Annotated in this window: 24 protein-coding genes and 1 tRNA gene; 22 read left to right on the top strand and 3 right to left on the bottom strand. The window is 64.0% G+C overall.

The window, feature by feature from the left end; genetic code table 11:
- Positions 1-41 precede the first annotated feature (41 nt).
- Positions 42-1,394 (top strand): RNA polymerase sigma factor RpoD, encoded by a 1,353-nt coding sequence (gene rpoD / locus LKE50_07275; GenBank protein MCH3968398.1) that lies wholly within the window; start codon positions 42-44, stop codon positions 1,392-1,394.
- A 206-nt stretch (positions 1,395-1,600) separates the two neighbouring features.
- On the opposite strand, the gene LKE50_07270 is transcribed toward rpoD, so the two are convergent.
- Positions 1,601-1,675 (bottom strand) — tRNA-Asn (locus LKE50_07270).
- A 578-nt stretch (positions 1,676-2,253) separates the two neighbouring features.
- Here LKE50_07270 and LKE50_07265 point away from each other — a divergent pair.
- From LKE50_07265 to holA, 17 genes are all read left to right on the top strand, one after another.
- Entirely contained in the window at positions 2,254-3,057 is an 804-nt protein-coding gene (locus tag LKE50_07265) for an ABC transporter permease (protein ID MCH3968397.1), read from the top strand.
- Between the two features lie 60 nt (positions 3,058-3,117).
- The gene (locus tag LKE50_07260) at positions 3,118-3,960 is read left to right on the top strand and encodes an ABC transporter ATP-binding protein (protein ID MCH3968396.1); all 843 of its coding nucleotides are present in this window, start codon (positions 3,118-3,120) and stop codon (positions 3,958-3,960) included.
- Positions 3,953-5,041, top strand: coding sequence for a glycosyltransferase (locus LKE50_07255; GenBank protein MCH3968395.1), 1,089 nt, complete (start codon positions 3,953-3,955; stop codon positions 5,039-5,041). The genes LKE50_07260 and LKE50_07255 overlap by 8 nt, the downstream gene beginning before the upstream one ends.
- 84 nt (positions 5,042-5,125) lie before the next feature.
- A complete protein-coding gene (locus LKE50_07250; GenBank protein ID MCH3968394.1) occupies positions 5,126-6,949 on the top strand; it encodes a glycosyltransferase in 1,824 nt (607 codons plus the stop codon).
- 208 nt (positions 6,950-7,157) lie between these two features.
- Positions 7,158-7,730, top strand: a complete 573-nt coding sequence (gene pyrR, locus LKE50_07245) for a bifunctional pyr operon transcriptional regulator/uracil phosphoribosyltransferase PyrR (protein ID MCH3968393.1) — start codon at positions 7,158-7,160, stop codon at positions 7,728-7,730.
- Positions 7,730-8,662: an aspartate carbamoyltransferase catalytic subunit gene (locus tag LKE50_07240; protein ID MCH3968392.1), complete on the top strand. Its 933-nt coding sequence runs from the start codon at positions 7,730-7,732 to the stop codon at positions 8,660-8,662. The genes pyrR and LKE50_07240 overlap by 1 nt, the downstream gene beginning before the upstream one ends.
- On the top strand, positions 8,649-9,938 hold the full coding sequence (locus LKE50_07235) for a dihydroorotase (protein ID MCH3968391.1): 1,290 nt from the start codon (positions 8,649-8,651) through the stop codon (positions 9,936-9,938). The genes LKE50_07240 and LKE50_07235 overlap by 14 nt, the downstream gene beginning before the upstream one ends.
- 47 nt (positions 9,939-9,985) lie before the next feature.
- Positions 9,986-10,777: a dihydroorotate dehydrogenase electron transfer subunit gene (locus LKE50_07230; GenBank protein MCH3968390.1), complete on the top strand. Its 792-nt coding sequence runs from the start codon at positions 9,986-9,988 to the stop codon at positions 10,775-10,777.
- Positions 10,771-11,697: a dihydroorotate dehydrogenase gene (locus LKE50_07225; protein ID MCH3968389.1), complete on the top strand. Its 927-nt coding sequence runs from the start codon at positions 10,771-10,773 to the stop codon at positions 11,695-11,697. The genes LKE50_07230 and LKE50_07225 overlap by 7 nt, the downstream gene beginning before the upstream one ends.
- Positions 11,691-12,443 (top strand): orotidine-5'-phosphate decarboxylase, encoded by a 753-nt coding sequence (gene pyrF / locus LKE50_07220; GenBank protein ID MCH3968388.1) that lies wholly within the window; start codon positions 11,691-11,693, stop codon positions 12,441-12,443. Before LKE50_07225 ends, pyrF begins: the two co-directional genes overlap by 7 nt.
- Positions 12,444-12,700: 257 nt before the next feature.
- Positions 12,701-13,009, top strand: coding sequence for an integration host factor (locus LKE50_07215; GenBank protein ID MCH3968387.1), 309 nt, complete (start codon positions 12,701-12,703; stop codon positions 13,007-13,009).
- On the top strand, positions 13,009-13,578 hold the full coding sequence (gene gmk / locus LKE50_07210; GenBank protein ID MCH3968386.1) for a guanylate kinase: 570 nt from the start codon (positions 13,009-13,011) through the stop codon (positions 13,576-13,578). The genes LKE50_07215 and gmk overlap by 1 nt, the downstream gene beginning before the upstream one ends.
- An 8-nt stretch (positions 13,579-13,586) precedes the next feature.
- Positions 13,587-13,880: a DNA-directed RNA polymerase subunit omega gene (locus tag LKE50_07205; GenBank protein MCH3968385.1), complete on the top strand. Its 294-nt coding sequence runs from the start codon at positions 13,587-13,589 to the stop codon at positions 13,878-13,880.
- Positions 13,881-13,883: 3 nt separating this feature from the next.
- A complete protein-coding gene (gene thiI / locus LKE50_07200; GenBank protein MCH3968384.1) occupies positions 13,884-15,128 on the top strand; it encodes a tRNA 4-thiouridine(8) synthase ThiI in 1,245 nt (414 codons plus the stop codon).
- A gap of 148 nt (positions 15,129-15,276) precedes the next feature.
- Positions 15,277-15,972 carry a ComEA family DNA-binding protein gene (locus LKE50_07195; GenBank protein MCH3968383.1) on the top strand — a complete coding sequence of 232 codons (696 nt, stop codon included), beginning with the start codon at positions 15,277-15,279 and terminating at the stop codon, positions 15,970-15,972.
- The gene (locus LKE50_07190) at positions 15,965-18,379 is read left to right on the top strand and encodes a DNA internalization-related competence protein ComEC/Rec2 (GenBank protein ID MCH3968382.1); all 2,415 of its coding nucleotides are present in this window, start codon (positions 15,965-15,967) and stop codon (positions 18,377-18,379) included. The genes LKE50_07195 and LKE50_07190 overlap by 8 nt, the downstream gene beginning before the upstream one ends.
- A gap of 27 nt (positions 18,380-18,406) precedes the next feature.
- Positions 18,407-19,372 (top strand): DNA polymerase III subunit delta, encoded by a 966-nt coding sequence (gene holA, locus LKE50_07185; GenBank protein ID MCH3968381.1) that lies wholly within the window; start codon positions 18,407-18,409, stop codon positions 19,370-19,372.
- Between the two features lie 108 nt (positions 19,373-19,480).
- Here the strand turns inward: holA and rpsT are convergent, their stop codons facing one another.
- The gene (gene rpsT, locus LKE50_07180; GenBank protein MCH3968380.1) at positions 19,481-19,744 is read right to left on the bottom strand and encodes a 30S ribosomal protein S20; all 264 of its coding nucleotides are present in this window, start codon (positions 19,742-19,744) and stop codon (positions 19,481-19,483) included.
- 106 nt (positions 19,745-19,850) lie between these two features.
- Between rpsT and lepA the strand changes: the two genes are divergently transcribed.
- The 4 genes from lepA to LKE50_07160 all read left to right on the top strand — a co-directional run bounded on the left by lepA (position 19,851) and on the right by LKE50_07160 (position 24,891).
- Positions 19,851-21,659: a translation elongation factor 4 gene (gene lepA, locus LKE50_07175; GenBank protein MCH3968379.1), complete on the top strand. Its 1,809-nt coding sequence runs from the start codon at positions 19,851-19,853 to the stop codon at positions 21,657-21,659.
- Positions 21,660-21,662: 3 nt separating this feature from the next.
- Positions 21,663-22,526, top strand: coding sequence for an alpha/beta hydrolase (locus tag LKE50_07170; GenBank protein ID MCH3968378.1), 864 nt, complete (start codon positions 21,663-21,665; stop codon positions 22,524-22,526).
- Between the two features lie 107 nt (positions 22,527-22,633).
- Entirely contained in the window at positions 22,634-23,647 is a 1,014-nt protein-coding gene (locus tag LKE50_07165) for a tRNA-dihydrouridine synthase (protein MCH3968377.1), read from the top strand.
- The gene (locus LKE50_07160) at positions 23,644-24,891 is read left to right on the top strand and encodes a coproporphyrinogen III oxidase family protein (GenBank protein MCH3968376.1); all 1,248 of its coding nucleotides are present in this window, start codon (positions 23,644-23,646) and stop codon (positions 24,889-24,891) included. Before LKE50_07165 ends, LKE50_07160 begins: the two co-directional genes overlap by 4 nt.
- A gap of 12 nt (positions 24,892-24,903) precedes the next feature.
- Here LKE50_07160 and ettA read toward each other — a convergent pair whose 3' ends face one another.
- Positions 24,904-26,583 carry an energy-dependent translational throttle protein EttA gene (ettA, locus tag LKE50_07155; protein MCH3968375.1) on the bottom strand — a complete coding sequence of 560 codons (1,680 nt, stop codon included), beginning with the start codon at positions 26,581-26,583 and terminating at the stop codon, positions 24,904-24,906.
- Between the last annotated feature and the right edge of the window lie 169 nt (positions 26,584-26,752).

Raw genomic sequence — 26,752 nt, 5'->3', positions numbered from 1 at the left:
AAAACGGGTAGCATATGAGGGCTATCGTCGAAAGGATACACGTGACAGCCAAGAAGACGAACACCGACACCAAACTCTCCGGAGAGCTTACGAAGGCCGTCGAGTCCCTCGTGGCCAAGGCGGGCGCCGGCGACGGGACCGTGAGCGAGGATGACATCCAGGTCGCGATCCGCGACATCGATGTCGACGGGGACGAGCTCTCTGACCTCTATGACGCGATCCGCGAGAAGGGCCTCGACATCTCCAGTGACGATGCCGCAGATCCCGACTCCCTCGGCGGTGATGACGACGATGACGCCCCGGCGGACGGCGAGAGCTCCGGCGCGGGCAGCGAGGATGCCGACGGAGAGCCGGTCGATGCCGACGTCGCCGAGACGAAGGCGGCGACCCGCGAGGCTGCTGCCGCAAGCAAGCCGAAGGCGAAGGGGCGTGCAAAGTCACGTCGTCGCACCGAAAACGTGACGGTCATGCTCACGGGCGACCCCGTCAGGATGTACCTCAAGGAGATCGGGAAGGTCGACTTGCTGACCGCCTCGGAAGAGGTGCACCTTGCCATGAAGATCCAGGCTGGCACCGATGCCTCCGAGAAGCTCGAGGCGGCTGATGCCGGCGAGTTGGAGCTCACCCGTGCCGAGCTTCGTCGCCTGACGCGAATCGAACAGGTCGGTCTTGACGCGAAGCAGGCCCTCATCAGTGCGAACCTGCGTCTGGTCGTCTCCATCGCCAAGCGCTACGTGGGACGTGGGATGCTCTTCCTCGACCTCATCCAGGAGGGGAACCTTGGCCTGATCCGTGCTGTCGAGAAGTTCGATTACACCAAGGGCTTCAAGTTCTCCACGTATGCCACCTGGTGGATCCGTCAGGCCATCACGCGTGCCATCGCCGACCAGGCCCGCACCATCCGTATCCCGGTCCACATGGTGGAGACCATCAACAAGCTCGTACGTGTCCAGAGGCAACTGCTCCAGGACCTCGGCCGTGACCCGACTCCCGAGGAGATCGGTGAGGAGATGGGGATTCCCGCGGAACGCGTCCGCGAGATCCAGAAGATCAGCCAGGAGCCGGTCTCGCTCGAGACGCCCATCGGCGAGGAGGAAGACTCACAGCTCGGTGACTTCATCGAGGACTCCCAGGCCGTGGCCCCTCCGGAGGCTGCATCCGACTCCATGCTCCGCGAGCAGCTCGATACCGTGCTCGACGGCCTTGCCGACCGTGAGCGCAAGGTCATCAAGCTCAGGTTCGGCCTCGAGGACGGGCATCCTCGCACCCTCGAGGAGGTCGGCAGGGAGTTCGGCGTCACACGCGAGCGAATCCGCCAGATTGAGAGCAAGACCCTGGCCAAGCTCCGGCACCCCAGCAGGAGCGGCAAGCTGAAGGACTACATGGAGGAGTAAGAGCCCGAAACCTTTATGACGGGCCTCAGACGCCCCCTCACCCCCTGCTCGCGTCCTCGCGCCGAAGTTCGGCGCTGCGGATGGATTCGCAGGGTGAGGGGGCGTCCTCCTCATCAAGGCATGTCGGCAGGGATGCTAAGGGCAAGGCCATAGGGAAGGGGCAAAGAGAAAGCCCCGCCGACCTTGGTCGACGGGGCTGCTGCTTCTGGCTCCTCGGGTAGGGCTCGAACCTACAACAACGCGGTTAACAGCCGCGTGCTCTACCATTGAGCTACCGAGGAATTCGGTGCGCTAGGCACGAGACAGAAGTATAGACGAGATGGGCTCACATGCAAGGGACGTTTTTCCCGGAACTTTCGTCGAGGTGCTAGCCAACGGTCCCGCGGGCCTGGCTCGCTCTGGGTTTTCTATGGCACCACGTAGGCTGTGGTAGCATCTGTGAGGTTGAACGTGGAGACCTGCCAGGTGGCAGGACGCAGCAGGAGGTACCTTGGATTCAATGACTCAGAGCGCGAAGGGCCCAGCAGCGGTTGCGGCCGTCGCGGGAGACGAAGGCGACGAGGCCGACCCTTCCCGGGCGTCCATAAGGGTCGAGCGCAGGGGCGGTGCGACGGTAGGCCAACCCGTCACCATGAGCGTCGACCTTCCTGAGGTGCCAGAGGGCGCGTCCTATAACTTCACCTGGTCGACGCTTGGTGACTTCGCGTCGAACATGTTCCTCTCGAACCATCCCACCATTGAGAACTGCTTCACGTTCCTTCCTCCTCGCGCGGGCTCCTACGAGCTCTCCTGCGAGGTGGTAGAACCGGGGGAGAAGGTCGGTTCGGAGGCCAACCAGACCGTGCGTGGCACGCTCACGGTGGCTGACGGATGGGCCAAGCGGGCGTGGAACACCCCAGCGAAGCGGGATGGCTTCATTCTCAGGCAGCTCGTCGGCAAGGACTTCAAGCTCAAGTATCGCAGGAGCGTGCTCGGCGTCCTGTGGAGCGTCCTCAACCCACTGCTCATGATGTGCGTCATGGCACTGGTCTTCTCGAGCTTCATGAAGGTCGGCTCTGACACGGTCAAGTGCTTCCCGCTCTACCTCATCATCGGCAACACCGTCTTCCAGGTCATGACCGACTCGACCAACCAGGGCATGAGCTCGATCATCAATGCGGCATCGCTGCTCAAGAAGGTCAAGATCAACCGTTACGTCTTCCCGATCGAGAAGGTCCTGTTCGCCTGTGTGAACTTTGCCTTCTCCATGATCGCCGTCATCATCGTCATGCTGTGGTTCCAGATCGCGCCGACGGCCACCATCGTGCTGTTCCCCCTGGCCCTCCTCTATCTCATGGTCTTCTGTGCCGGCCTCTCGCTTGCGCTTTCGGCCCTCTCGGTCTTCTTCCGCGACGTCATGCACCTGTGGGGCGTCGTGGTCACGGCATGGACCTATCTCACGCCGCTCTTCTACACCATCTCGATCCTCCCCGACTTCATGCAGAGGTTCGAGATGTTCAACCCCATGTACCACTACGTCACCTATTTCCGTGACATCCTTTTGAACGGCGTCTGGCCATCCCTGCATGCGAACCTCATCTGTGCGGGCTGTGCGGTCGGCGCCCTTCTCATCGGGTACCTCATCTTCCGCAAGAACGAGCACCGTTTCATCCTCTACATCTAGCCCGAGGGGGGCAGCTTGTACATCTCACAGGACAGTGCGGCGGGTTCGGGACGCAACCTCATGCGGCCTTCGCTTCCCTCGGAGGACTCGCCGGTCGTCATCGACGTCGATGACGTCACGATGGTGTTCAACATCGCCTCCGAGCAGTTGAACTCCCTGAAGGAGTACTTCGTCCACATCGCCAAGCATGACCTGCTCTTCAAGGAGTTCAAGGCCCTCGAGCACATCGACTTCAAGGTGCACAGGGGAGAGGCCTTCGGACTCGTCGGGACCAACGGCAGCGGCAAGTCGACCATGCTCAAGATCATTGCCGGTGTCCTGGAGGCATCGAAGGGAACCTGCACGGTCGTGGGTTCCATCGCGCCGCTGATCGAGCTCGGTGCCGGTTTCGACATGGAGCTCACTGCGACCGAGAACATCTATCTGAACGGGGCGCTCCTCGGCTATTCGAAGGACTTCATCGATTCGCGCTTCGACCAGATTGTCGAGTTCGCCGAGCTCGGGGAGTTCATGGAGATGCCGCTCAAGAACTATTCGAGCGGCATGGTCGCACGAATCGCCTTTGCCATCGCCACGGTGACCGAGCCCGACATCTTGATCGTGGACGAGGCTCTGTCGGTGGGCGACTTCATCTTCCAGCAGAAGTGCGAGCGACGCATCAAGGAGCTCGTCGACTCCAATAACGTGACCGTCCTGCTGGTGAGCCACAGCATCGACCTCGTCGAGCGGATGTGCGACCGCGTCTGCTGGATCGAGAAGGGCCATCAGCGCATGGTCGGGCCGACCGATGAGGTCTGCGAAGCCTATCGCAACATGGGCAGGCAGATCGAAGAGGCCCAGAAGGCCGAGGAGAACGGCCTCGTCACCAAGGACGTGGACGACAGCAGCGAGACCGATGAGTGACGTCGACGTCACGGTCGTCGTGCCTTGCTACAACACCGAGGCCTATCTCGATCAGGCGCTGTCCTCGGCCGAGCAGAACGACCGGTGCTCCCTTGAGATCCTCGCCGTCAACGATGGGTCCACGGATGGGTCCCTTGCCGTCATGCAGGAGCATGCCGCACGTGACAAGCGCGTGCGGGTCATCAATAAGCACAATCAGGGATATGGGGCCTCGGTCAACAGGGGCTTCTCGGAGGCGAGGGGAACGTACGTAGGGATCCTCGAGCCGGATGACTGGGTCGAGCCCCATATGTACGATGACCTCTTCCAGCTTGGTCTGAGATATGGCCTTCCCGACATGGTGAAGTCGTCCTACTGGCGCATATGCCATGCCGAGGGACCTGACGAGCGTCGGTACCATTGCGCCTACTACCGTCGCTTCGACCTCAGCTCCCAGCCCCTCACGTTGGAGATGTGCCCAGGTCTGATCCAGAGGCATCCTTCGATATGGAGCGCCCTGTACCGCCGCGGCTTCCTAGGCGATGATGGGATCCGGCTCATCGAGGCCCCTGGGGCGGGTTGGGTCGACGGGCCCTTCTGTGTCGAGACCTGTGCCCGCGCGCGTTCCATCGTATACACGGACGAGCCGTTCTACAACTACCGCGAGGACGTCGCAGGGTCCTCCTCGATCCATCGTGACGTCGCGCTCTCCTTCGTGCGCTGGAACCAGATGCTTGATACCCTCCAGGACCTCCACTCGACCACGGGGGTCCTCCAGTCACTCTATGTCGTCGGCTTCCACTACGTGGGATATGCCATCGTCAGCGGCCAGATCGACGACCCTGCCCTGCATGAGGCTGCGGTTGCCCTCCTGTGTCGGATGGAACCATCCGTCGTTCGAGATATGCCCGAGGTGAGCACGGGGCTCAAGCACGTGTACTTTGAGCTCACCGGTTATCCTGAGCCATCGCTCTCCTCGCTGGGACACGTCGCCAACCTCGCCGACGAGCTCTGGTACTCGCTCCGCTGCAACGGTCCGACCTTCGCCGTCTCGCAACTCTCGTTGTTCGCTCGACGAAACGCCTCCGAGCGAGAGGCCTGATGGCCTGGCGTCTCGGTGGCTCGAAGATATGGCAAGGGCCCCTGGGGCGGTTGGTCCTGGTCCCATCAAGAAAGGAACGAAGAGATGATCGAGTTCACCCTCGCGAACGTGCTATTCGGCGGAGACGATTTCGCCGCTACATGCCCCGACCTGTACTATCGCTGCGAGACGGGGTCTGCATCGCCTGACGGGGGCGAGTTGGTCATTGCCGGCGAGGTCGACTTCTCGACGTATCTCAATGCCCTCTCCATCGGGAAGTGGCGCCGGTACACCGTCGCCTCCTCCTTCGAGCTCGTGCTCGAGCTCTCGGGGGACGCATGTGAGGTGGACGTCATCCAGATGGGACCCGACGCGACCTCCACGCTCGAGTCGCGTCACATCGAAGGGTCGGGATCGGTGCACACCGAGCGCGTGGACCTCTCTGACCTGAGCGGCACCCTCGCGTCCTTCAGGCTCCGCACGCGTGGTACGGTCCTGCTTCATGCGGCGCGCTACGTCACGTCCCTCGATGCCGCTGACATCAGGCCGGTTCGGCTCGCTCTCTGTACCACGACCTTCAAGAAGGAACGCTACATCACTGCCAACATCGACTCGGTGCGCCGCGAGATCCTCGAGAGCGCTGAGCCCATCTCCTCGGGCTTCCATATGGTCGTGGTCGACAACGGTCGAACGCTCGATGCGGGCGAACTCTCGGGCGGCGGCGTGACCGTGATACCCAACGCCAACACGGGCGGTTCCGGCGGTTTCGCCCGAGGGATGCTCGAGGCGCTGGACTCCGGGGACACCCATGTCCTTCTCATGGATGATGACGTCCATGTCCTGCCGGAGAGCATCAAGAGGACCTTCAACCTGCTCTCGCTCGCGAACGATCGGTATGCCAGTGCCTTCGTGAACGGTGCCATGCTCAACATGGCCTCACCACAGGTGCAGTTCGAGGACGTCTCCCAGGTGCTGAAGTCCGGGAAGTACGCCAGGGTCAAGAAGAACATGGACATGAGCGACCCTCGCGACGTCATCGCGAACGAGCTCGTCGACGTAGAGGTCGAGTCCGCCTATGGTGCCTGGTGGTACAGCTGCATACCGACCTCTGCAATTCGCGCCCACGGCCTTCCGCTTCCGATGTTCGTGCGGTGTGATGACGTCGAATACGGAATTCGCTGCAAGCCGACGTATATGACCATGGGCGGCATCTGCGTGTGGCACGAGCAGTTCGAGGGGAGGATCCGCGCCTCGGTCGACCAGTACCAGTACACCAGGAACTTCCTCATCATGTGCGCGGCGGACTCACTGGACTGCGTGCGGCCGTTTATGATGCGCTTCTCGCGCACCTTCCATATCTACCTGCGGGCCATGGCCTACGAGACCTGTGAGATCATGCTCGACGGGCTCGAGGACTACCTTGCAGGGCCCGACCGCCTCATCTCGGTCCCAGGCGATGAGGTCATGCGGCGCGAGGGTTCCAAGAACGAGAAGCTGGTGCCCGTCTCAGAGCTGGACAAGCGCGTCGTCGCGAAGGCCCCCGCGGATCCCTCCATGCTTGGGGACAACGCCCCGTCGAATCCGATGGCCTTCAAGGTGCTCGAGATGATGCCTCACGATCGGCATGCGGCTCCGGGTTTCCTGCTTCGTGAGCGCCCCGCAGCCGTCTACTACTGTCGAGGTGCCTACCCCGCGCGCCGCACCCTGCTGAGGAAGGTTCTCGTTGCCTACGACGCCTCGGGCGAGAACGGGCACGTCCGCGTCATGGACAAGGACAGGTGGAAGGCGCTGCGGTCCCGTTATGACCTTCTCACGGGCAAGATGCGTGAGGATGGCGATGACATCGCGAACTCATGGCACGAGGCTGCACCGATGCTTGAGAGCGAGGCCTTCTGGCGGGAGAGCCTTGGTGTGGGCTCGTCCGATTGACGCCCACCGGCCTTCCCGCTCCTGAGGAACTTTCGCGCCTGACGTTATTGTCAGGGCACCACACGCTCGATGGGTCTATAGTCGGTTCCGACCTTTAAGCGTGGTACGAGATGCCCGCAAGGCTGAGGGAACGTCCTCCACATATGCCTTTATCAGGGATGTCTTGTGCCGCCATGGCAGTAAGGCATCTTTTTTCGAAGGGAGCCATATGGAGACGGGCACACCCAAGGCAACGATCATGGACGAGAAGGCCATGAGACGCGCCGTAACGCGCATTGCCCATGAGATCATCGAGAACAACGAGGGGTCTGCAAACATCCGCATCGTGGGCATCGTGAGGCGTGGTGCCACGCTCGCGCGGCTCCTTGCGGCCGAGATCGCCGACATCGAGGGAAGCGCTCCCGAGGTCGGCCTCCTGGACATCAGCTTCTACCGTGATGACGTCACGAGGTGCATCGCGCCCGTGCTTCATAAGACGGACATTCCCTTCGGTCTCGACGGCCGGGACATCATTCTGGTCGATGACGTGCTCTTCACCGGTCGGACCGTGCGCTCTGCCATGGACGCACTCATGGACTTCGGGCGGCCAGCCACCATCCAGCTCGCCGTCATGGTCGACCGAGGGCACCGGGAACTTCCCATCCGTGCCGACTACGTCGGCAAGAACGTCCCCTCCTCGCACGAGGAGGACGTCCGCGTCTGCCTCGAGCCGCTTGACGACCATACCGCCGTGGAGATCTGGGACATCGAGCCCAAGGCCTCAGAGGGAGGCGACCGCTGATGCTCTCGGTCAGGAACCTCATCGACACCACGAGTCTCACGGCTGACGACATCACGCAGATCCTTGACACGGCCCAGTCATTCGCCGAGGTCAACTCAAGGGCCATCAAGAAGGTGCCCGCACTGCGCGGTCGCACGATCGTGAACCTCTTCCTCGAGCCCTCCACGCGCACACGGAGCTCCTTCGAGCTTGCCGAGAAGCGCCTCTCGGCCGACAGCCTCAACATGTCCGGGTCGACCTCGTCGGTCGTCAAGGGCGAGAGCCTCGCTGATACCATCCAGACGATCGCTGCCATGAACGTCGACATGTTCGTCTGCCGTGCCAAGTTCGCGGGCACGCCGCACCTCATCACCGAGAACACGGATGCCCGTGTCATCAACGCAGGTGATGGCAAGCACCAGCACCCCACCCAGGCCCTTCTCGACCTCTACACCATCCGAGAGAACTTCGGTCACCTCGACGGCCTCAAGGTCGCTATCGTAGGTGACCTCCTGCACAGCCGCGTGGTCGGCTCGCTTGCCCCGGCTCTGCGTACCATGGGCGCGGAGGTCACGCTCGTGGGGCCCCCGACCTTCCAGGTGATGGACCCTGCATGGTTTGGCTGCGAGCAGACGGCCGACTTCGACTCGGTCATCCCCGATGTCGACGTGATCTACATGCTTCGTGTGCAGCTCGAGCGCATGGAGGGCGCCGCCATCCCCTCGAGGCGCGAGTACAACCGCCTCTTCGGCCTTGATACGGTACGTGCGAGCCATATGAAGGAGGGGGCCATCGTGTGTCACCCGGGCCCTATGAACCGCGGCATGGAGATCATGCCTGAGGTGGCAGACGCCCCTTACGCTAAGATCCTCGATCAGGTCAGCGCCGGCGTCGCCGTGCGTATGGCTGCCATGTACCTGCTCCTGGGAGGAGAAGACAATGACCTTGCTTAAGGGGGCTCACCTCCACGACCCGCAGGTGGCCATCGATGACGTCGCTGACATCCGCATCGACGGTGAGAGGATCGTCGAGGTGGGGGAGGACCTTGTCGCATGTGACGGCGAGGAGTCCATCGACTGCACCGGATGTGACCTCGTCCCGGGTCTGGTCGACATGCACGTTCACTTTCGCGACCCGGGATACGAGTACAAGGAGACCATCGAGACCGGCTGTCGGGCGGCCACGAAGGGTGGCTTCACCGATGTCGCAACCATGCCGAACACGGACCCCGTCTGTGACACCGGCACCGGTGTCAGATACCAGATCGATCGTTCGAAGGCAGCAGGGCTCGCGCGCGTGCACCCCATAGGGGCACTCACCCGTGGTGAGAAGGGCGAGGCACTGGCCGAGATCGGGGACATGGTGATGGAGGGAGCTGCTGCCTTCTCGGACGACGGACATGGCGTGCAGAGCGCGGGAATGATGCGCTGCTGCATGGACTACGTCAGCCAGTTCGACCGCGTCGCCATCGCACACTGCGAGGACGAGTCCATCACGGCAGGCGGTCTTGTGAACGAGGGGACCTGTTCCACGCGCCTCGGCATGTTCGGATGGCCGGCGGCTGGCGAGGAGCTCGAGGTCTCACGTGATATCGACCTCGTGAGGCTCACGGGGTGTGCGCTGCACGTGGCCCACATCTCGACTGAGCGCTCCCTTGACCTCGTGCGTTCAGCGAAGGCCGAGGGCCTACCGGTGACCTGCGAGGTCACGCCGCTCCATCTCTTCCTCACGGAGGATGACATCACCGACACCTATGACACGAACCTCAAGGTGAATCCACCTCTGCGCACCCCCCATGATGCTGCGGCGCTTCGCGAGGGGGTCTGTGATGGGTCCATCGACTGCATCGTCACCGACCACGCGCCGCATGCAGCCCATGAGAAGGACTGCGAGTTCGAGATTGCCTCGTTCGGCTCCATCGGACTCGAGACCTCGCTCGGGCTCATGCTCACCAACCTCGTGCTTCCCGGCAAGCTGTCATGGGACCAGCTCGTGTCGCTCATGTGCGTGTCGCCCCGTCGGCTCCTGAGGATGCAGCCGGTCACCTTGGCTGTGGGGTCGTCGGCCGACCTCACTGTGATAGACCCGTCCATCGGGTACGTCGTGTCCGACGGGCTCTTCGAGAGCAGGTCCCATAACTCTGCCTTCCTCGGCACACATCTCACCGGTGCCGCGCGGGACGTCTTCGTCGCCGGAAAGCGCACCCTGATGGATGGGGTCGTGGCATAGAGGGCATCGTCGTCGCTCGTCATGCGTCCGTCGAAAGGAATCACGTCATGCCCAACCCGTCATCTGCCCGTGTCCATGAGGTCTCCGTCGTCTCGAACGACGTCGTCGCACGCGGCATCTATCGCCTCGTGATCTGTGCCCCCGAGCTTGCGGAGGCCATCTCTCCCGGCCAGTTCATGAGCCTCACCGTCCCAGGCGACCCCTCGCAGGTGGTCCGTATCCCCCTTTCCTTCTCCTGCGCACTCCCCTCGAACGGTACCGTCGAGACTGAGTATGCCGTCGTGGGCGAGGGTACGAGAAGGATCTCGCAGCTCGGAAGTGGGGACCATGTCTCCGTACTTGGGCCTGCGGGCCATGGTTGGCAGCTCGATCCCATGCCGGGCCATCCGCTCCTGGTCGCAGGGGGAATCGGCATCACCCCTGTCGTGGCGGCGGCCCGAGCGCTCACCGCGGGTGGCGCGCGATACGATGCCATCATCGGCACGCGGACGGCACATACGCTGTGGGGCTATGACGAGCTCCTCTCCTGTGGGGTCGAGCAGGTCGTGGTGACGTCTGATGACGGGACTGCGGGGGACCGTGGGCTGGTGACGGATGTGCTGGAGCCCGCGCTTGCCGCTCACGAGTACGACCTCGTCCTCGCATGTGGCCCCGAGGCGATGATGCGTGCATGTGCCAATATCTGTGACGCTGCCGATGTCCCTTGCCAGGTCTCGATGGAACGGATGATGACCTGTGGCTTTGGCGCTTGCGGCACATGCGTGGTCAGCACCACGCATGGAAACGTGCAGGCCTGCATGGCAGGACCTGTGTTCGAGGCGAAGGAGGTCGAATGGTGAGCGCTCCCACCATGGCCGTCGATCTTGGCGGCATCAAGATGCAGAACCCTGTGGGTACCGCCTCTGGAACCTTCGGGTTCGGATGGCAGTTCGAGGGCTTCTATGACGTCGCCCAACTCGGGTCGATAACGCTCAAGGGATGCTCTCCCGAGCCATGGGAAGGTAACCCCTCGCCCCGGATGTGCGAGGTCCCCTCTGGTGTCATGAACTCTGTCGGCCTCATGAACCCGGGAGTTGCTGGTCTCATCGATGAGGACGGTGAGTACCTCGAGCGGCTCTCCCGGAGGGGTTGCGCGGTCATCTGTCAGGCTGTGGGCCACTCGATCAACGAGTATGTCAAGGCAGTCGACCTCTTCGAGGAGAGGGCGCCGTTCGCCGCTGGAATCGAGATCAACATCAGCTGTCCTAACATCGACGAGGGCGGGGCGGCCATGGGTGCCACCCCAGAGGGGGCGGCGAAGGTCGTCGCTGCGGTGAGGGACCATACGACGCGACCGCTCCTCGTGAAGCTCGCCCCTGCGCGCGTGCCAGAGGTGGCCCATGCCGTCGAGGATGCCGGGGCTGATGCGATATCGCTCATCAACACCATCCCTGCCATGTCAATCGACGTCAACACTCGCAGGAGCCGCGTATCCCGACCCACGGCGGGGCTCTCCGGCCCGGCGATCCATGCCATAGCCGTTCGCATGGTGTGGGAGGCCGCGTCCGCGACGAGCCTACCCATCAATGCCATGGGCGGCATCACGAGCGGTGCCGATGCCGCCGAGTTCATTCTCGCCGGCGCCACGTGCGTGTCGGTCGGCACTTCCAACCTGGTCGATCCCCCCTCTGGTCCGCGAATCCTCGAGGAGCTCACCGACTGGGTCTCCTCACAGGGTGTCGAATCCGTCTCTGAACTGGTAGGTGCATTCGAATGCTAGACGCTGCTGCTTCTGACCGTGTCATCGTCGCTCTAGACTGCTCCCACGAGGAGTCCCTGTCCCTTGCTGATTCCCTTGTCGGCCATGCCCGGTGGATCAAGGTCGGGATGACCCTGTACTATGCCTGCGGTCCCTCGGTCGTCACCGAGATGCATGAGAGGGGCTTCAAGGTCTTCCTTGACCTGAAGCTCCACGACATCCCCCATCAGGTCGAGGGCGCGGCCCGGGCAGCCTCCTTGGCCGGTGCCGACCTGCTCTCGGTCCACTCTCTTGGCGGTGCCGAGATGATCGCCGCCGCACGCAAGGGTGTCGATAATGCCGCTGCCGAACGGGCAGAGCGTACCAGGCTCGTCGGCATCACCGTGCTCACGAGCATGGACGCCGAGGCCCTCTCGCAGGTGGGTATCGAGCGTTCCCTCGGCGAGGAGGTGGCCCAGCTCGCGGGGATGGCCTATGAGTCCGGGACCGACGGCGTCGTCTGCTCGCCGCGCGAGGCCGCTGCCATGCGTCTCGTCCTGGGGGATGATGCGCTCGTGGTCACACCCGGCGTGCGTCCTGCCGGTGCGTCCGTGGGCGACCAGCGCCGCGTCGCGACCCCGCTGGATGCGATGAGGGCAGGTGCCTCGCATATCGTGGTCGGCAGGCCCATCACCGAGGCTCCTGATGTCGCCATGGCGTTCGATTCCATTGCTGGTGAGGTGGCCGAGGCCCTCGAGGGATTCGGCACGTCGCCTGATGCCTCTTGAGCTGCGGATATGCTGCGGAAGTGCTGCTTGTTGCCCTATCGGGTGGTCCTCGCGGCATATGAGGGGTGTCCCGGGCGGGGGAACGTCATGCGTCCCGGGCGTTCCGTATGTGGAAAGAGAGTGGCTTATCACCGACTGATTCCGGGTTGTTGCTTGCAAATAGGCCGCTAGATTGCCACACTGTCTACGTGCGTTAGTCGCAGCCAGGAGGTTGCGATCCATGTGCAAGGAAGTATCACCAACGTTTGGAGGAAAGTATGGCTCTCCCTCAGCTCTCTGAAGAGCAGCGTGCTGCCAACCTCAAGAAGGCCGCCGAGGCTCGTCATGCCCGCGCGGAGCTTCGCGAGCAGATCAAGACCGGCAAGGTCTCACTGGAGAAGGTTCTCAACTCCGATGACCCCGCAGCAGCGCGTATGCCCGTCCACACCCTCATCGAGTCCCTCCCTGGGTATGGCAAGGCCAAGTCCGCCAAGATCATGGAGGAGCTTGGTATCTCTCCCAAGCGTCGTGTCCAGGGCCTCGGTGCACGTCAGCGTGAGGCTCTCCTCGAGATCCTCTCCAAGTAGTGCCCGAGTCTCCCAGGCTCTTCGTCGTATCTGGACCGGCAGGCGCAGGAAAGGGCACGTTGGTCTCCCGTGTGCGGGAGGCGCGTCCCGATCTTGGCCTGTCGGTCTCTGCGACCACCAGACATCCGCGGGCTGGCGAGGTCGATGGGGTCTCATACCACTTCCTGACCGATGACGAGTTCTCGCGTCAGGTCGAGGCGGGCGGTTTCCTCGAGTGGGCCCAGGTCCACGATCACCGCTATGGGACGCCGAGGAGTGAGGTCGACCGACTCATCGGTGGCGGAAGTTCCGTCATCCTCGAGATCGATGTGCAGGGCGCGCTCAACGTTCGCGCCATCTACCCAGACTGTGTCCTCGTCTTCATCGAGCCCCCCTCGCTCGAGGTCCTTGGCCAGCGCCTTCGGGGTCGTGGGTCAGAGGATGAGGCCTCGTTCCGGCTCCGTATGGCGGATGCCGCCAACGAGATGAAGCTCGCAGACCGGTATGACGTTCGTATCGTTAACGACGACCTAGACGTGGCGACCAACCAACTGCTCGCTGCCATGGAGTCGTTTGAGAAGAAGAAGTGAAGGTATCCATGTCTGTCACCAAGCCCCAGATCGATAGCCTACTCGACAAGACCGAGCACAATCCGTTCCTGCTCTGCTCCGTTGCCTCGAAGCGGGCCTGTGACATCAACAACATGCTTCGTGGGCAGCACCTTCGCGTCACGAACGTCCAAGAGGTCGACGACATCACGACCGTCGTCTCCGGTCAGGATCCCATCTCGGTCGCAATGAACGAGCTTGATGACGGCACGCTCGGGTTCGTCAAGGACGAGTTCGACCAGGAGATCGCCGGCGAGGCGTCCGATACTCCCGTCAGCGACTAGCCCATGGCGAGCCGTGTCTGTCTTGTCCACTACCATGAGATTGGCCTCAAGGGCAAGAACCGATCGCTGTTCGAGAACCAGCTCGTCGACAACCTGAGGCACGCGCTTGCAGGCCTGCCCGTGGGACGGGTCCGGAGAATCTCCGGGCACCTCCTCGTTACACTCGGTGACGATGCTGCGCTCGAGGATGTGGCCGCGGCCATAGGCAAGGTCCCCGGTGTCGCACGGGTCTCTCGCGCCTTCCTCTGCTCGCAGGACGAGGATGAGTACTGCGCTGCCGCGGTCGAGGCTTTGGCCGAGGCTGGGGAGTTCGTGACCTTCAAGGTCCACGCCCACCGCTCGAACACCGACTATGCGATCCACACCTTGGACATCAACCGTCTGGTCGGTTCGGCCCTGTGTGATGCCTATCCCGAGAAGGTCGTCCAGATGCATCATCCGGACGTCCAGGTGAACGTCCTCGTGCAGCAGGGCGACGTCTTCGTGTTCGCTGCCTCCGAGCGCGGCGTGGGTGGTCTCCCGGTCGGTACGGCGGGCAAGGTCGTGCCACTCCTCTCCAGTGGGTTCGACTCGCCGGTCGCCACCTGGATGCTGGGGCGTCGCGGCTGCGTGTGCGTCCCCGTGCACTTCTCCGGGCGACCTCAGACGGCCGACACGAGCGAATGGCTCTGCCAGGACCTCATACGCGAGATGGCACCTTCGGGCTGCGTGGGGAGGCTCTATGTGGTCCCCTTCGGTGACTGCCAGCGTGAGATCTCGCTCAAGGCCCCACAATCGCTTCGCATCATCATGTATCGGCGACTCATGTACTCGGTCGCCGAGCGCATCGCCCTCATCGAGGGAGGTAAGGCGCTCGTCACGGGTGAGTCCGTGGGACAGGTCGCATCGCAGACGCTCGACAACATCGCCGCGACGGACGAGGTCGTGGGCATGCCGGTCCTGAGGCCGCTCATCGGATCCGACAAGCAGGAGATCATCGAGCGTGCTGAGCAGATCGGCACCTATGACATCTGCTGTGAGACTGCCCCTGACTGCTGCACGCTCTTCATGCCGCGTCGGCCCGAGACCCATGCACGTCTCGGTGAGGTGCATGCCGCCTGGGACTCCTTCGACCATGATGGCATGATCGAATCGCTCGTCGAGGCCGTCGAGTATGTCGACTTCGACACCTGTCCCTCATACCGGCCTCCCAAGCGCTTCAGGGCCCGCCATGGGGAGCTTGCCCCCGCCTCGCAAGACAACGACTAGCAATCAAACCATATAGGCCTTCTTACCCGCGCCTTCAGGACAGACGGTCTCTTCCGTGACAGCTCCGTGCCAGCTCGCTGACTCCTGTCGCGACTTGTCATGGCCGGTCCCTCGCACTTCCCTCAACATCAGGAGAGGGAGGTGTTCGATGGCGCAGATGTCACGACAGGGCGGTGGACGGCTGGTGCGGAGGCTCGGGCTGACGCCTCGCAGGGGCGTCGCCATCTCCTTGGGCCTCGTGGCTGCTGGTGTCGCGCTCATAGGAATCGTCATGACCGGGCAGGGCCATGCCTCGGTCGAGGTGGCGCGGGCCTCTACGACCACGGCGTCGCCATCGGCCGCCACGACCTTCCAGGCGACGCCTGAGACTGCGGACTCTCCTGATCTCTCGCAGGCCGTGTGCGTGCATGTCGACGGTGCGGTGGCCGTCCCAGGCGTCTACGACCTCGTCGGCGGGACGCTTCGGATACGGGACGCGGTGGCGGCTGCCGGGGGCCTTGCCGATGACGCTGACACCTCCGAGCTCAACCTGGCCGAGCTCGTGCAGGACGGGGAGAAGGTGCATGTCCCCGCGCTGGGCGAGGAGCCCGTGCCGACGAGTCAGGCTACGGCGTCGGCCTCTGCGACGACCGGTTCCCCTGCGTCCCCCTCGTCCCTGGTCAACATCAACTCGGCGGACCTTGCGGCGCTCGAGACACTCCCCGGTGTCGGCGAGGCCACGGCCAAGGCCATCATCAAGGACCGCGAGGCCAACGGGCCGTTCTCCTCGACCGAGGACATCATGCGCGTCACGGGGATCGCCGAGAAGAAGTACGAGAAGCTCAAGGACGGCATCTGTGTCTGAGGTCGAGAGGATGCCCGAGCGGCCGTTCGTGCCGCCGGCCCTCTGTGCCTTGCTCGCTGCCCTTGTAGCCGCCTCTGTCGGCCTCTCGTGGGGCGAGGAGATCCTCTCGTTCCCCTCCGTGCTCCAGGTGCTCCTGTGCGTCTCGATGATGGGCACTGTGGCACTCCTGCTGTCCGTCCTTGCCGTCAAGCGGCGCGAGTCCTTCGCGTTGGGTGTGGTGTGCATCGTCGTCGCCGGTCTCATGCTCGTGACCTCGATCTGGGGTGTCTGCGTGCGGGATTCCCTCGAGGTCCGTATGTCTTCGACGCCCGTCTCTCGGTGTGCCATCGAGGTCGTCGGCGATCCCTCGGAGGGAGTGTCGGGGTCCTTCACGAGTGCGCGGCTCGAGCTCCCGGATGGTGGGACGGCAGACGTATGGCTCTCGTCTGACGAGGCCTTCGAGCGGGGCACACGGCTGGTCTGCGTCGGACGCTTCGAGCATCTCGGCGATGATGACTGGGGTCGGTCGAGCAGGCTCCGTGGCATGGTAGGTACGGTCTCTGTCTCGCATGTCCTCGAGCGAGCGGAGGCGGGAGGTGCGTTTGGCACCATCCTGGCACTGCGACGACATCTGCTCTCGCAGGTCGGGCCATCCTCCTGCGAGGAGCGTGCCCTTCTCGCTGGGTGCGTGCTTGGGTGGAGGGTCGACCTCAAGGATTCCGGGCTCGAGGACGTCTTCTCCGCTGACGGACTTTCGCACCTCGTCGCCGTCTCCGGATCTCACCTCGCCTTGCTCGCCTCCTTCGTCGCGGCAGCGCTCTCGGGCACGAGGCTCGGGCCCTCTGTGCGATCGGTCATGGTCATCGTGCTCTGCTCGCTCTATGTGGTCCTCACGGGGATGGCGACCTCGGCCGTCCGGTCCCTTGCCATGCTGGGTGCTGCGGAGGTGGCCCGCCTCGCGGGTCGGAGGGCGCACCCTCTCTCGGCCGTGTCGCTGGTGGCCCTGGCCATGCTCCTCCTCCGCCCGACGCTCGTCGGTGACCTTGGCTTCCTGCTGTCGGTGAGCTCGGTAGTGTCCCTCTGCATCTTCTCGGGGTACGTGGATGCGCTTCTGTGCGTCCTCGTGAGGCCTCCGGGGCAGGGCGGACTTCACCTGGGTCCAGGGAGGCCCTTGCTTCGTCGCTGCGCACGGACGATACGCTCTGTGGCCAGGTCCATCCGCTCCCAGGCAGCGTCGTCGCTCGTGGCCCACTTTGCCTCGGCCCCGCTTGTGATGACCACGTTCTCCTCCCTCTCGCTCGTGGGGCCTCTCGCCAACCTCCTGGTGGGACCGCTCTTCTCGCTCTGCATGCTCGTGGGGCTTGGTGCGGTCCTGCTCTCGGGGGCTGGTCTCGTGGGGGCTGCGCTCCTGGCGACGAGCGATTGCGTCATGGGCCTCTTCATCATGGTCGCCCGATGGCTCTCGCAGGTGCCGTTCGCCTGCATCCCCGTGGAGGTGGGTGCTTGGGTCGTCGTCGCGGGGGTCGCGGCCGAGGCACTCGTGCTCGTCCTCTGGCCATGCCCCTCGCGTGGCGGGGCATGCGAGGTCCTCGTATGTTGCCTGGTCGCCGCTGCCCTTATGGTGTTTGTGCCCTGGTGGGGCGCTCCGGCTCGCATCGTCATCCTCGACATCGGACAGGGGGATGCCATCCTCGTCCAACAAGGTCCCCATGCCGTGCTCGTCGACACCGGGCCGGGTGATGCCATCGCCTCGGCATTGGCTCGTGAGCACGTGCTCGCGCTCGATGCGATCGTCCTCACGCACCTTCATGACGATCACATCGGAGGTGTGGACGACCTCGTCGGCGTCGTGTCGGTACGAGACGTGTTCGTTGCCGACGGCGTCGACACCTCCATGGGCGATGACCTGCGTGCTGCGATACGGCGGCTCACGAACTCCGATTCGAAGACCCTCGAGATGGGCGACTCGCTGCAGGTTGGCGGTTTTGCCATGGAGGTGGTATGGCCCGACCGGGCGGTGGACGGGTCCGAGAACGCCGACTCGCTCTGCCTGTCTGTGAGCTTCGATGACGGCGAGAGGACGCTCGACGCCTATCTCACGGGCGACGCCGAGAGGGACGAGACCCGTCAGGTGCTCGCGTCGGGCGAGGTGGGAGACGTCGATCTTCTGAAGGTGGGCCATCACGGCTCGGCCGTCTCGATCGACCAGGACGAGGCTGCAACCCTCGATCCCGAGGTCTCGGTGGCGAGTGCCGGCGAGAACAACAGGTACGGACATCCAAAGGACGAGTGCCTGGCGATACTCGAGGGGGCTGGCTCACGGTTCTTCTGCACCAAGGACGACGGCGATGTCTGTGTCATGCCTGGGGCCTCGGGACCTGTCGTGGAGACGAGCGGCCGAGGCGGCGGGCTGGCCTATGATGGGTGAGGAACCCATGACGAGGCGAGGAGCGAGATGGCAGATTCGAAGACGGCACCGTTGTTGTCGGCCTACCTGGTGGTCGGGGAGGACGAGCTCAAGCGCGAGCGCGTCATCTCTCGCCTTGAGGCTCGTGTAGACCCCAGCCTCGTCGACTTCAACCTCGAGGAGATCACGGCTTCCTCGGATGTCGAGGCGTCCACGATCCTCTCGGCGCTCAACTCCATGCCCTTCGGTGCCCCGTTCAGGCTCGTGGTGCTCCTCTCGGCGGAGAAGCTCCCCAAGCAGGCCTCTGAGGCGCTGGTCTCCTACCTTGCGGACCCTAACCCCGCGTGCGTGCTGTGCCTTGTGGCGTCGAAGCTTGCGAAGAACACGCGGCTCTACAAGGCCGTCGCCAAGGTGGGTCCGAAGTCCGTCGTGGACTGCTCCTCCCAGAAGCGCTGGGACCTTCCCAAGCTCGTCTGCGGCATGGCGCGCGAGGTCGGCTGCACCATGTCCTCCAGGGCTGCCGACGAGCTGGTGAGCAGGGTGGGGGAGTCCACCGTGATGCTCGACAACCAGGTCAAGACACTGGCCGCCTTCGTCGGCGGCTCTGGGCAGATCGACCTCGAGGACGTCGAGTCCCATGTCGCACGTGTCGCCGAGGTCAAGCCCTGGGACCTGCTCGACGCGGTCTGCGAGCGGGATGCGGCAAAGGCCATGTCGCTCTACACCCTCATGGAGAGGCCTTCGCAGGTCATGCTGCACTCGCTGCTGGTGGCACGCCTGCGCGAGCTCGTGTGCGCCCGGTCCCTCCTGGCCCGCGGCGACGGCTCCGCGCTCGCCCATACGTTGGGCAAGCAGCAGTGGCAGGTGAAGAACCATCTGAGATGGGCACACAAGTTCACGGCCGCCGAGCTCTCCGCCGACCTTGCGGGTGCGGCACGGTGCGAGCGCCAGCTTAAGGGCTCTGCCGACTCGGACCTCGCCTTCGTGGAATGGATGCTCTCGATCTGCGGATGAGCGTCTCTCGCCAGGCCCCATCGGCGAGGTCGTCGAGCAGGGGCTTGGAATACGAGAAGGCCCCCGGCTGATGCCGAGGGCCTTCTCATCGATGCAGGTGGATGCGAGCTACTTGATGCTGTTGGCCAGCTTCATGGCGCCGCTCTTGCGCTGGGCGGCCTGGTTCTTGTGGATGATGCCCTTGGAGGCAGCCTTGTCGAACAGGCGGCAGGCCTTCTCGGCGGCAGTCTGTGCGGCGGTGGCATCCTTGGCGTCGACCGCAGCCTGGACGCCCTTGACGGCAGTCTTCAGCTCGGAGCGGACGGCCTTGTTGCGAATGCGGGCCTTCTCGTTGGTCTTGATGCGCTTCTTCTGGGACTTGATGTTAGCCACGTGCAGATCCTTCCGTATGAAACCTGGTGAAACCTCTTTGGGGACTTCGGTAAGCAGCAGGTGCGAGTATAGCATGTAACGGCGCGCATAGGCTATTATTTGCCTCATGACTACACAAGACACCGCACATATCAGGAACTTCTCCGTCATTGCCCACATCGACCACGGCAAGTCGACCATCTGCGACCGCATCCTCGAGTCCACCCATACGGTGGACGAGCGGGACATGTCGGCGCAGCTCCTCGACTCCATGGACATCGAACGCGAGCGTGGGATCACCATCAAGTCCAACGCCGTCCGCGTGATGTACGCTGCCGATGACGGCGAGACCTACCAGTTCAACCTCATCGACACGCCAGGCCACGTCGACTTCTCCTATGAGGTCTCGAGGAGCCTCGCCGCGTGCGAGGGGGCGGTCCTGGTGGTGGATGCCACGCAGGGAGTCGAGGCCCAGACGGTCTCGAATGCCCTTCTCGCCATGAACAACGACCTCGAGATCGTGCCCGCCATCAACAAGATCGACCTCCCCTCGGCCGACCCGGACCGTGTCCGTGCCGAGATCGAGGACGTGCTTGCCCTCCCGGCTGACGATGCCGTCTGCGTCTCGGGCAAGACCGGCGAGGGCATCCATGACCTCCTCGAAGCGATCACCGTGCTCATACCTGCCCCGGAAGGTGATGCGGGCGCACCCCTCAAGGCCCTCATCATCGACTCGTGGTTCGACGCCTATCGTGGCGTTGTTGCCATCATCCGCGTCTTTGACGGTCGAATCTCGGCAGGTGACCATGTGCGCCTGATGGCGCTGGGTGACACCTTCGACGTCGAGGAGGTAGGCTGCCGGCGTCCCAAGGAGGTGGCGACCCACTCGCTGGGCGTGGGCGAGGTGGGCTACGTCGTGACCGGCCTCAAGGACCCGGACCTCATCAAGGTGGGCGACACGGTCACCCTCGACGAGCGTCCATGCACCATGCCATGCGCCGGCTACCGCGAGGCCAAGCCCATGGTCTTCACCGGTCTCTTCCCGATAGACACCGACCAATACGAGAACCTCCGGGACGCGCTGGACAAGCTGATACTGAACGACCCGGCCATCACCTACACACCCGAGACGTCCGTGGCCCTGGGCTTCGGGTTCCGTGTGGGCTTCCTGGGGCTCCTGCACATGGAGGTCGTGAAGGAGCGTCTCGAGCGAGAGTTCGACCTCGACCTCATCGCCACGAGCCCCTCCGTGGACTTCCATGTCTTCCTCACCGACGGTTCCATGGAGGAGGTCACGAGCCCGCAGGACATGCCCGACCCCTCGCGGATCGACCGTATCGAGGAGCCATTCCTGAAGGTCAAGGTCATCGTGCCCAAGGACTTCGTGGGTGCCGTCATGGACCTCACGCAGGACCACCATGGCACCTTCGACGACATGGTCTATCTCAGCGCCGGCACGGTCGAGCTCCACTACCACATGCCGCTCTCCGAGCTCATCATGGACTACTTCGACCAGCTCAAGAGCCGCACCAAGGGGTATGCCAGCTTGGACTATGACTTCAGCGGCTATGAGGCCTCAGACCTCGTGAAGCTCGACATCCTCCTGGCCGGCGAGGCGGTGGACGCACTCTCGTTCATCATCCACCGCGACAAGGCCTATGCACGTGGGCGTGCGCTCTGCGACAAGCTCAAGGAGATCATCCCGCAGCAGCTCTTCGAGGTGCCGATCCAGGCTGCGCAGGGCGGCCGCATCATCGCGCGCTCGACGGTACGGGCCCGGCGAAAGGACGTGCTCGCCAAGTGCTACGGTGGCGACATCTCTCGCAAGCGCAAACTGCTCGAGAAGCAGAAGGAGGGCAAGAAGCGGATGAAGGCCATCGGTAGCGTCGAGGTCCCGCAGGAGGCCTTCATGGCGATTCTCAAGGTGGATGATTAGCTGATGAAGATCCGGTCCCATGCGGACGAGAAGAACATGTTCGTGATGCCTCCCTGTGCAGATGATGCCGATGCGACCAGGCACGAGCTCAAGCGTCGGGACATCGCCTGGTGGGAGTGGGGCGACCCAGCCAAGCCGAGCGTCCTGTTGCTCCACGGCATCACGTCATCCCATCGCTCCTGGTCGCCCGTCGCGAGGCTCCTGGCCGAGCGTGGCCTCCATGTCATCGCCTGGGACATGCCCCTCCACGGCGAGAGCCGTCACGACGGCGACTTCACCCTCGAGGGATGTGTCGATGACCTCGTGGGCATCCTCGATTCCTGCGAGGTCGAGTCCTGCGTCGTGGCCGCGCACTCCTTCGGCTGCTACGTGGCCCAGCAGCTCGTGGAGGCCCATCCCGAGATGGTGGACGGCGCGGCCCTCTTCGATGGCATGCCGTTGAGCTATCCGCTCACGGGCCTCGAGCACTGGTCCGTCTATTACTACGCCGACTTCGCGTGGGTGTATCCGCTCGATGCCTACGTCTCGCAGGCGACCAAGGCCGCGTGTGCCACGGAGGCCGCCCGTGAGGGGTTCGCCGCCGACCTCAGGGCCCTTGGCAAGGGCGGCCTGCTCCAGGCCAGCAAGCTCTGCTATCGTGACGTCATCAACCGTGACAAGCTCACCTTCCCCGAAGGAATGTCCCTCTCCTTCGCGTTGGGTGACGGTGACACCACGGGCCTTGTTGCCGAGGCGATGCATGAGTGGTCTGCCGCCTATGGCTGCGGGCTCGAGATCGTGCCTGATGCTGCCCACAATGCCCCATCTGACAACCCGCCGTTCTGCACGGAGGCAATCGCAGACCTCGTCGAGAGGTGCCACGCGTGACGCATGTCACGGCAGGGCGAGAGGAACTGACCGGTCGCATGGGTCTTCCCTTGGCTGGCGCTGGCCGGATCCTTGCGGACGGTGCCGACCGCGCCGGCCTTGCCAGGATGGTCGAGCCCTTTCCCATGGGAGCCACGTTCTCCGAGCGGTTGGCCGCGAACCCCTTCCTCATGGCTCCCATGGCAGGGGTCTCGGATGCGGCCTATCGCCTCATGGCGCGCGCGGGTGGTGCCGCCCTCGCCTACACCGAGATGGTCTCGGTGGCGGGCATCCACTATGGGTCGCAGAAGACCTGGGAGCTCGTGGAGCCAGGTGCGGCCGAGCCTGACATCGCCGTGCAGCTCTTCGGCAGCGAGCCCGAGCAGTTCCGCGAGGCTGTCGCAGGTGTCGTGGAGCGTCTCGGTCCCAAGCTTGCCCTCATCGACGTCAACATGGCATGCCCCGTCCCCAAGGTGACCCGGAAGGGCGAGGGGTCGGCCCTCCTCGATGAGCCCGAGAGGGCGGCGGACATCGTGCGGGCCTGCCTGGCCGAGGCAGATGTGCCGGTCACCGCAAAGATCCGTATCGGACGGAGGCCCGATGCCGTCGTGGGGCCTGAGTTCGCGCGGACGCTCGAGGCTGCAGGCGTGTCGGCCGTGGCCGTGCACGGGCGCTGTGCCTCCCAGCTCTATCACGGGCATTCGGACCCTGCAGCGATAGCGGACGTGGTGCGTGCCGTGGGAATCCCGGTGATCGCCTCGGGGGACGCCTTGGGTGATGCCGCCTGCGTGGACCTGTTGCGCGCGACTGGTGCCGCGGGCGTCTTCGTGGCCAGGGGGACCTATGGGGACCCCTGGGTCTTCGGACGTGCCAACGAACGTCTCCTTGGAGGGGGCCCCGCCCAGCCCACGCCCGAGCTGCGACTTGCCGCATTCAAGCTCCATGTGCGGCTGCTCGCAGCGACGCATGCGCACCTCGCCCGCGCGAGGAGCCTCGCTGGCTGGTACCTCAGGGGCCTTCCTCACGCGAGCGCATGGCGCGACGCCGCCATGCGCTGCGTGACGCTCGATGACTATCTGGCGCTCTCTGACGAGGTGGCGGAGGACGAACGTGCTGTCGCGGCGGGGGAGCGTCTCCCATGAGCGGGGGAGAAGGGCCTTCCGTCCAAGCACTCTACCTGCATGTCCCCTTCTGCCTGAGACGCTGTGCCTATTGCGACTTCGCGAGTTCGGCAACGGCCCATGATAATCCGCTCATGGCTGCCTACGGTGAGTCGCTGGAGCGCATGCTGCGAGAGGTGTCAGCGGTAGGGCTTCTTGCCCCTGCTGGGACGGCCTACATCGGTGGCGGTACGCCTACCATGCTGGGGTCTGAGCAGCTCGGTAGGCTCGTCTCCTGTGCGCATGACGCGATGGCTCCCCGTGAGCTCTCCATCGAGGCGAACCCCGAGTCGCTCACGGATGAGGTGCTCGAGTCCGTGAGCAGGGCAGATGCCACGCGGGTCTCGATCGGCGTGCAATCGCTTGATGACCGTGAGCTCGTTGCCCTGGGCCGCATCCATGACGCCGCACTCGCACGTGACCGTCTTGCCGCAGCCGTGGAATCTGGCCTTGACGTCTCGGCCGACCTCATGTGTGGCATCCCATACCAGACCAGCATGAGCTGGCAGGCGTCGCTCGCCGGTGTGCTCGATGCGGGTGTGAGCCATCTCAGCTGCTATCCCCTCATGGTAGAGGATGGCACGCCGCTCATGGCCTCCTGCGATGCCGGTGAGCTGCCGTGGCCCGACGATGACACTGAGGCCACCTTCATGGAGGCTGCCGAGAGGGCCTGTGCCGGGCATGGGCTCACTCGCTACGAGGTCGCAAGCTACGCCCGTGAGGGCCATGCCTGCGAGCACAACATCGCCTACTGGACAGGCGTGGGATATCTGGGGCTGGGAACCCAGGCTGCGAGCATGGTCGACCGTGAGGGCTACGAGCGGCTGCGTGGGCTTGCGTCGCGTCTCCCAGGGTTACCCGAGGACATCGTCCGGGTGCGTCTACGGATGGCGTCTTCCACGCGAGAGATCGCCTCTGCCGCGAGGCTGGCAGACGTCTCCTGGGAGGTCGAGGGCCTCACGGCACAGCAGGCCCTTGCCGAGGATCTCATGCTCGCGGCCCGTATGAGTCGGGGAATCCCAGCAGCGCTTGTTGCTCGTGCTCGCGCCATTCTCGGCGAGAGGGTCGATGCCTGCTTCGCGACGCTGGTCGACGAGTGCCTCCTCGAGCTCAAGCTCGACGGATCATATGCGCCCACCGAGCGTGGCTGGCTCATGGGCAACGATGTCTACGGCCCCCTCTGGGGGCTGGCAGACCCGAAGACGCTTGAGCTCTCGGTTGGATGATGGTTGGCCCTGTTAGTCCCTCGTAAGCTTGCGGTGCATGCGGTGAGGCCTTGACGCCTCCTCGCCGAGGCGTGCCACGCGGTCGGCCTGGTAGGCCTGGAAGTTCCCCTCGAACCAATGCCAGCGTCCGGGTTCCTCGTCGGTCCCCTCCCAGGCGAGCATGTGGGTGGCGACGCGGTCCAGGAACCAGCGGTCATGGCTCACGACGACCGAGCAGCCAGCAAAGGCGAGCAGTGCCTCCTCGAGGCTCTCGAGGGTCTCGACGTCGAGGTCGTTCGTCGGCTCGTCGAGAAGGAGCAGGTTACCTCCCTGTCGCAGCGTGAGGGCAAGGTTGAGACGGTTGCGCTCGCCTCCGGAGAGCACACCCACGGGCTTCTGCTGGTCCTGGCCCTTGAAGCCAAAGCTCGCCACGTACCCGCGGCTCGATATCTTGTCGCCGCCCACCTCGATGTAGTCGTTGCCGCCAGAGACCAGCTCCCAGAGCGTCTTGGAATCGTCGAGCCTCTCCCGTCCCTGGTCGACGTAGGAGATCTGTACGGTCTCACCAACGTCGAGTGTGCCGGACGTGAGCGGCTCCAGGCCCACGATGGTCTTGAGCAGGGTGGTCTTGCCCACGCCGTTGGGGCCGATGATGCCCACGATGCCATTTCGCGGCAGCATGAACGAGAGGTCCTCGATGAGGACGCGGTCGCCATAGGACTTGCAGAGGCCCTTGGCCTCGAGGACCTTGGCGCCCAGGCGGGGACCGGTCGGGATGCGGATGTCTGAGATGGACGTCTTCTGCATGGAGGCTGCCTCGGCTTCCATCTGCTCGTAGCGCTCCAGACGTGCCCGGCTCTTGGCCTGCCGTGCCTTGGGTGAGCTCCGCACCCACTCCAGCTCGGAGGCGAGGCGCTTGGCGAGGCGCTCCTGACGCTCGCCTTGGGCGGCGATGCGGGCGGCCTTGGTCTCGAGGTAGGTGGAGTAGTTGCCCTTGTAGGGGTAGAGGTGGCCGCTGTCGACCTCGCAGATCCATTCCGCGACGTCGTCGAGGAAGTAGCGGTCATGCGTGACGGCCAGCACCGCTCCCTCGTAGGTGTGCAGGAACTGCTCGAGCCACAGCACGGACTCGGCGTCGAGGTGGTTGGTGGGCTCGTCTAGGAGCAGCAGGTCCGGTGCCTCGAGCAGGAGACGGCAGAGGGCCACGCGCCTGCGCTCGCCTCCTGAGAGCTGTGAGACGGGGGCATCTGGTTCGGGGCACTGGAGGGCATCCATGGCCTGGGAGAGCTGACTGTCGAGGTCCCAACCGTCTGCGGCGTCGATGTCATCCTGCAGGGTTCCCATTTCGGCCATGAGGGCGTCATAGTCCGCGTCGGGGTCAGCCATCTCCTCGCCGATTGCGTTGAAGCGAGCGACCTTTGCGATGACGTCGCCGAAGGCCTGCTCGATGTTCTCGAGCACGGTCTTGTCGTCATCGAGACGAGGCTCCTGCTCAAGCAGGCCCACCGTGTAGCCAGGCGTGAGCCTGGCCTCCCCGTTCGAGACCTCCTCGACGCCAGCCATGACCTTGAGCAGGGTCGACTTGCCCATGCCGTTGGGTCCTACGACGCCGATCTTGGCGCCGGGGAAGAACGAGAGGGTGACGTCATCGAGGATGACCTTGTCGCCATGGGCCTTGCGTGCCTCATGCATCTGATAAATGAACTCTGCCACGGGAATCCCTTCGTCGGGGTGTGTCGTCTGGAGCCATCGTAGCCGAGTGCAGGTGTCTAGGCTCCATGTGGGCGCCTGTCTCGCCTGTCTCCATTGGCCGACCACGGGTACAATGTCGCGAAGTGTGTGCATCGGCACACAGGGACGAGGAAACGACAGGAGCCAAACC

The sequence above is a fragment of the Atopobiaceae bacterium genome (assembly GCA_022483015.1).
GTDB lineage: Bacteria > Actinomycetota > Coriobacteriia > Coriobacteriales > Atopobiaceae > JALCUE01.
This window is presented reverse-complemented; position numbering and strand designations above follow the sequence as displayed.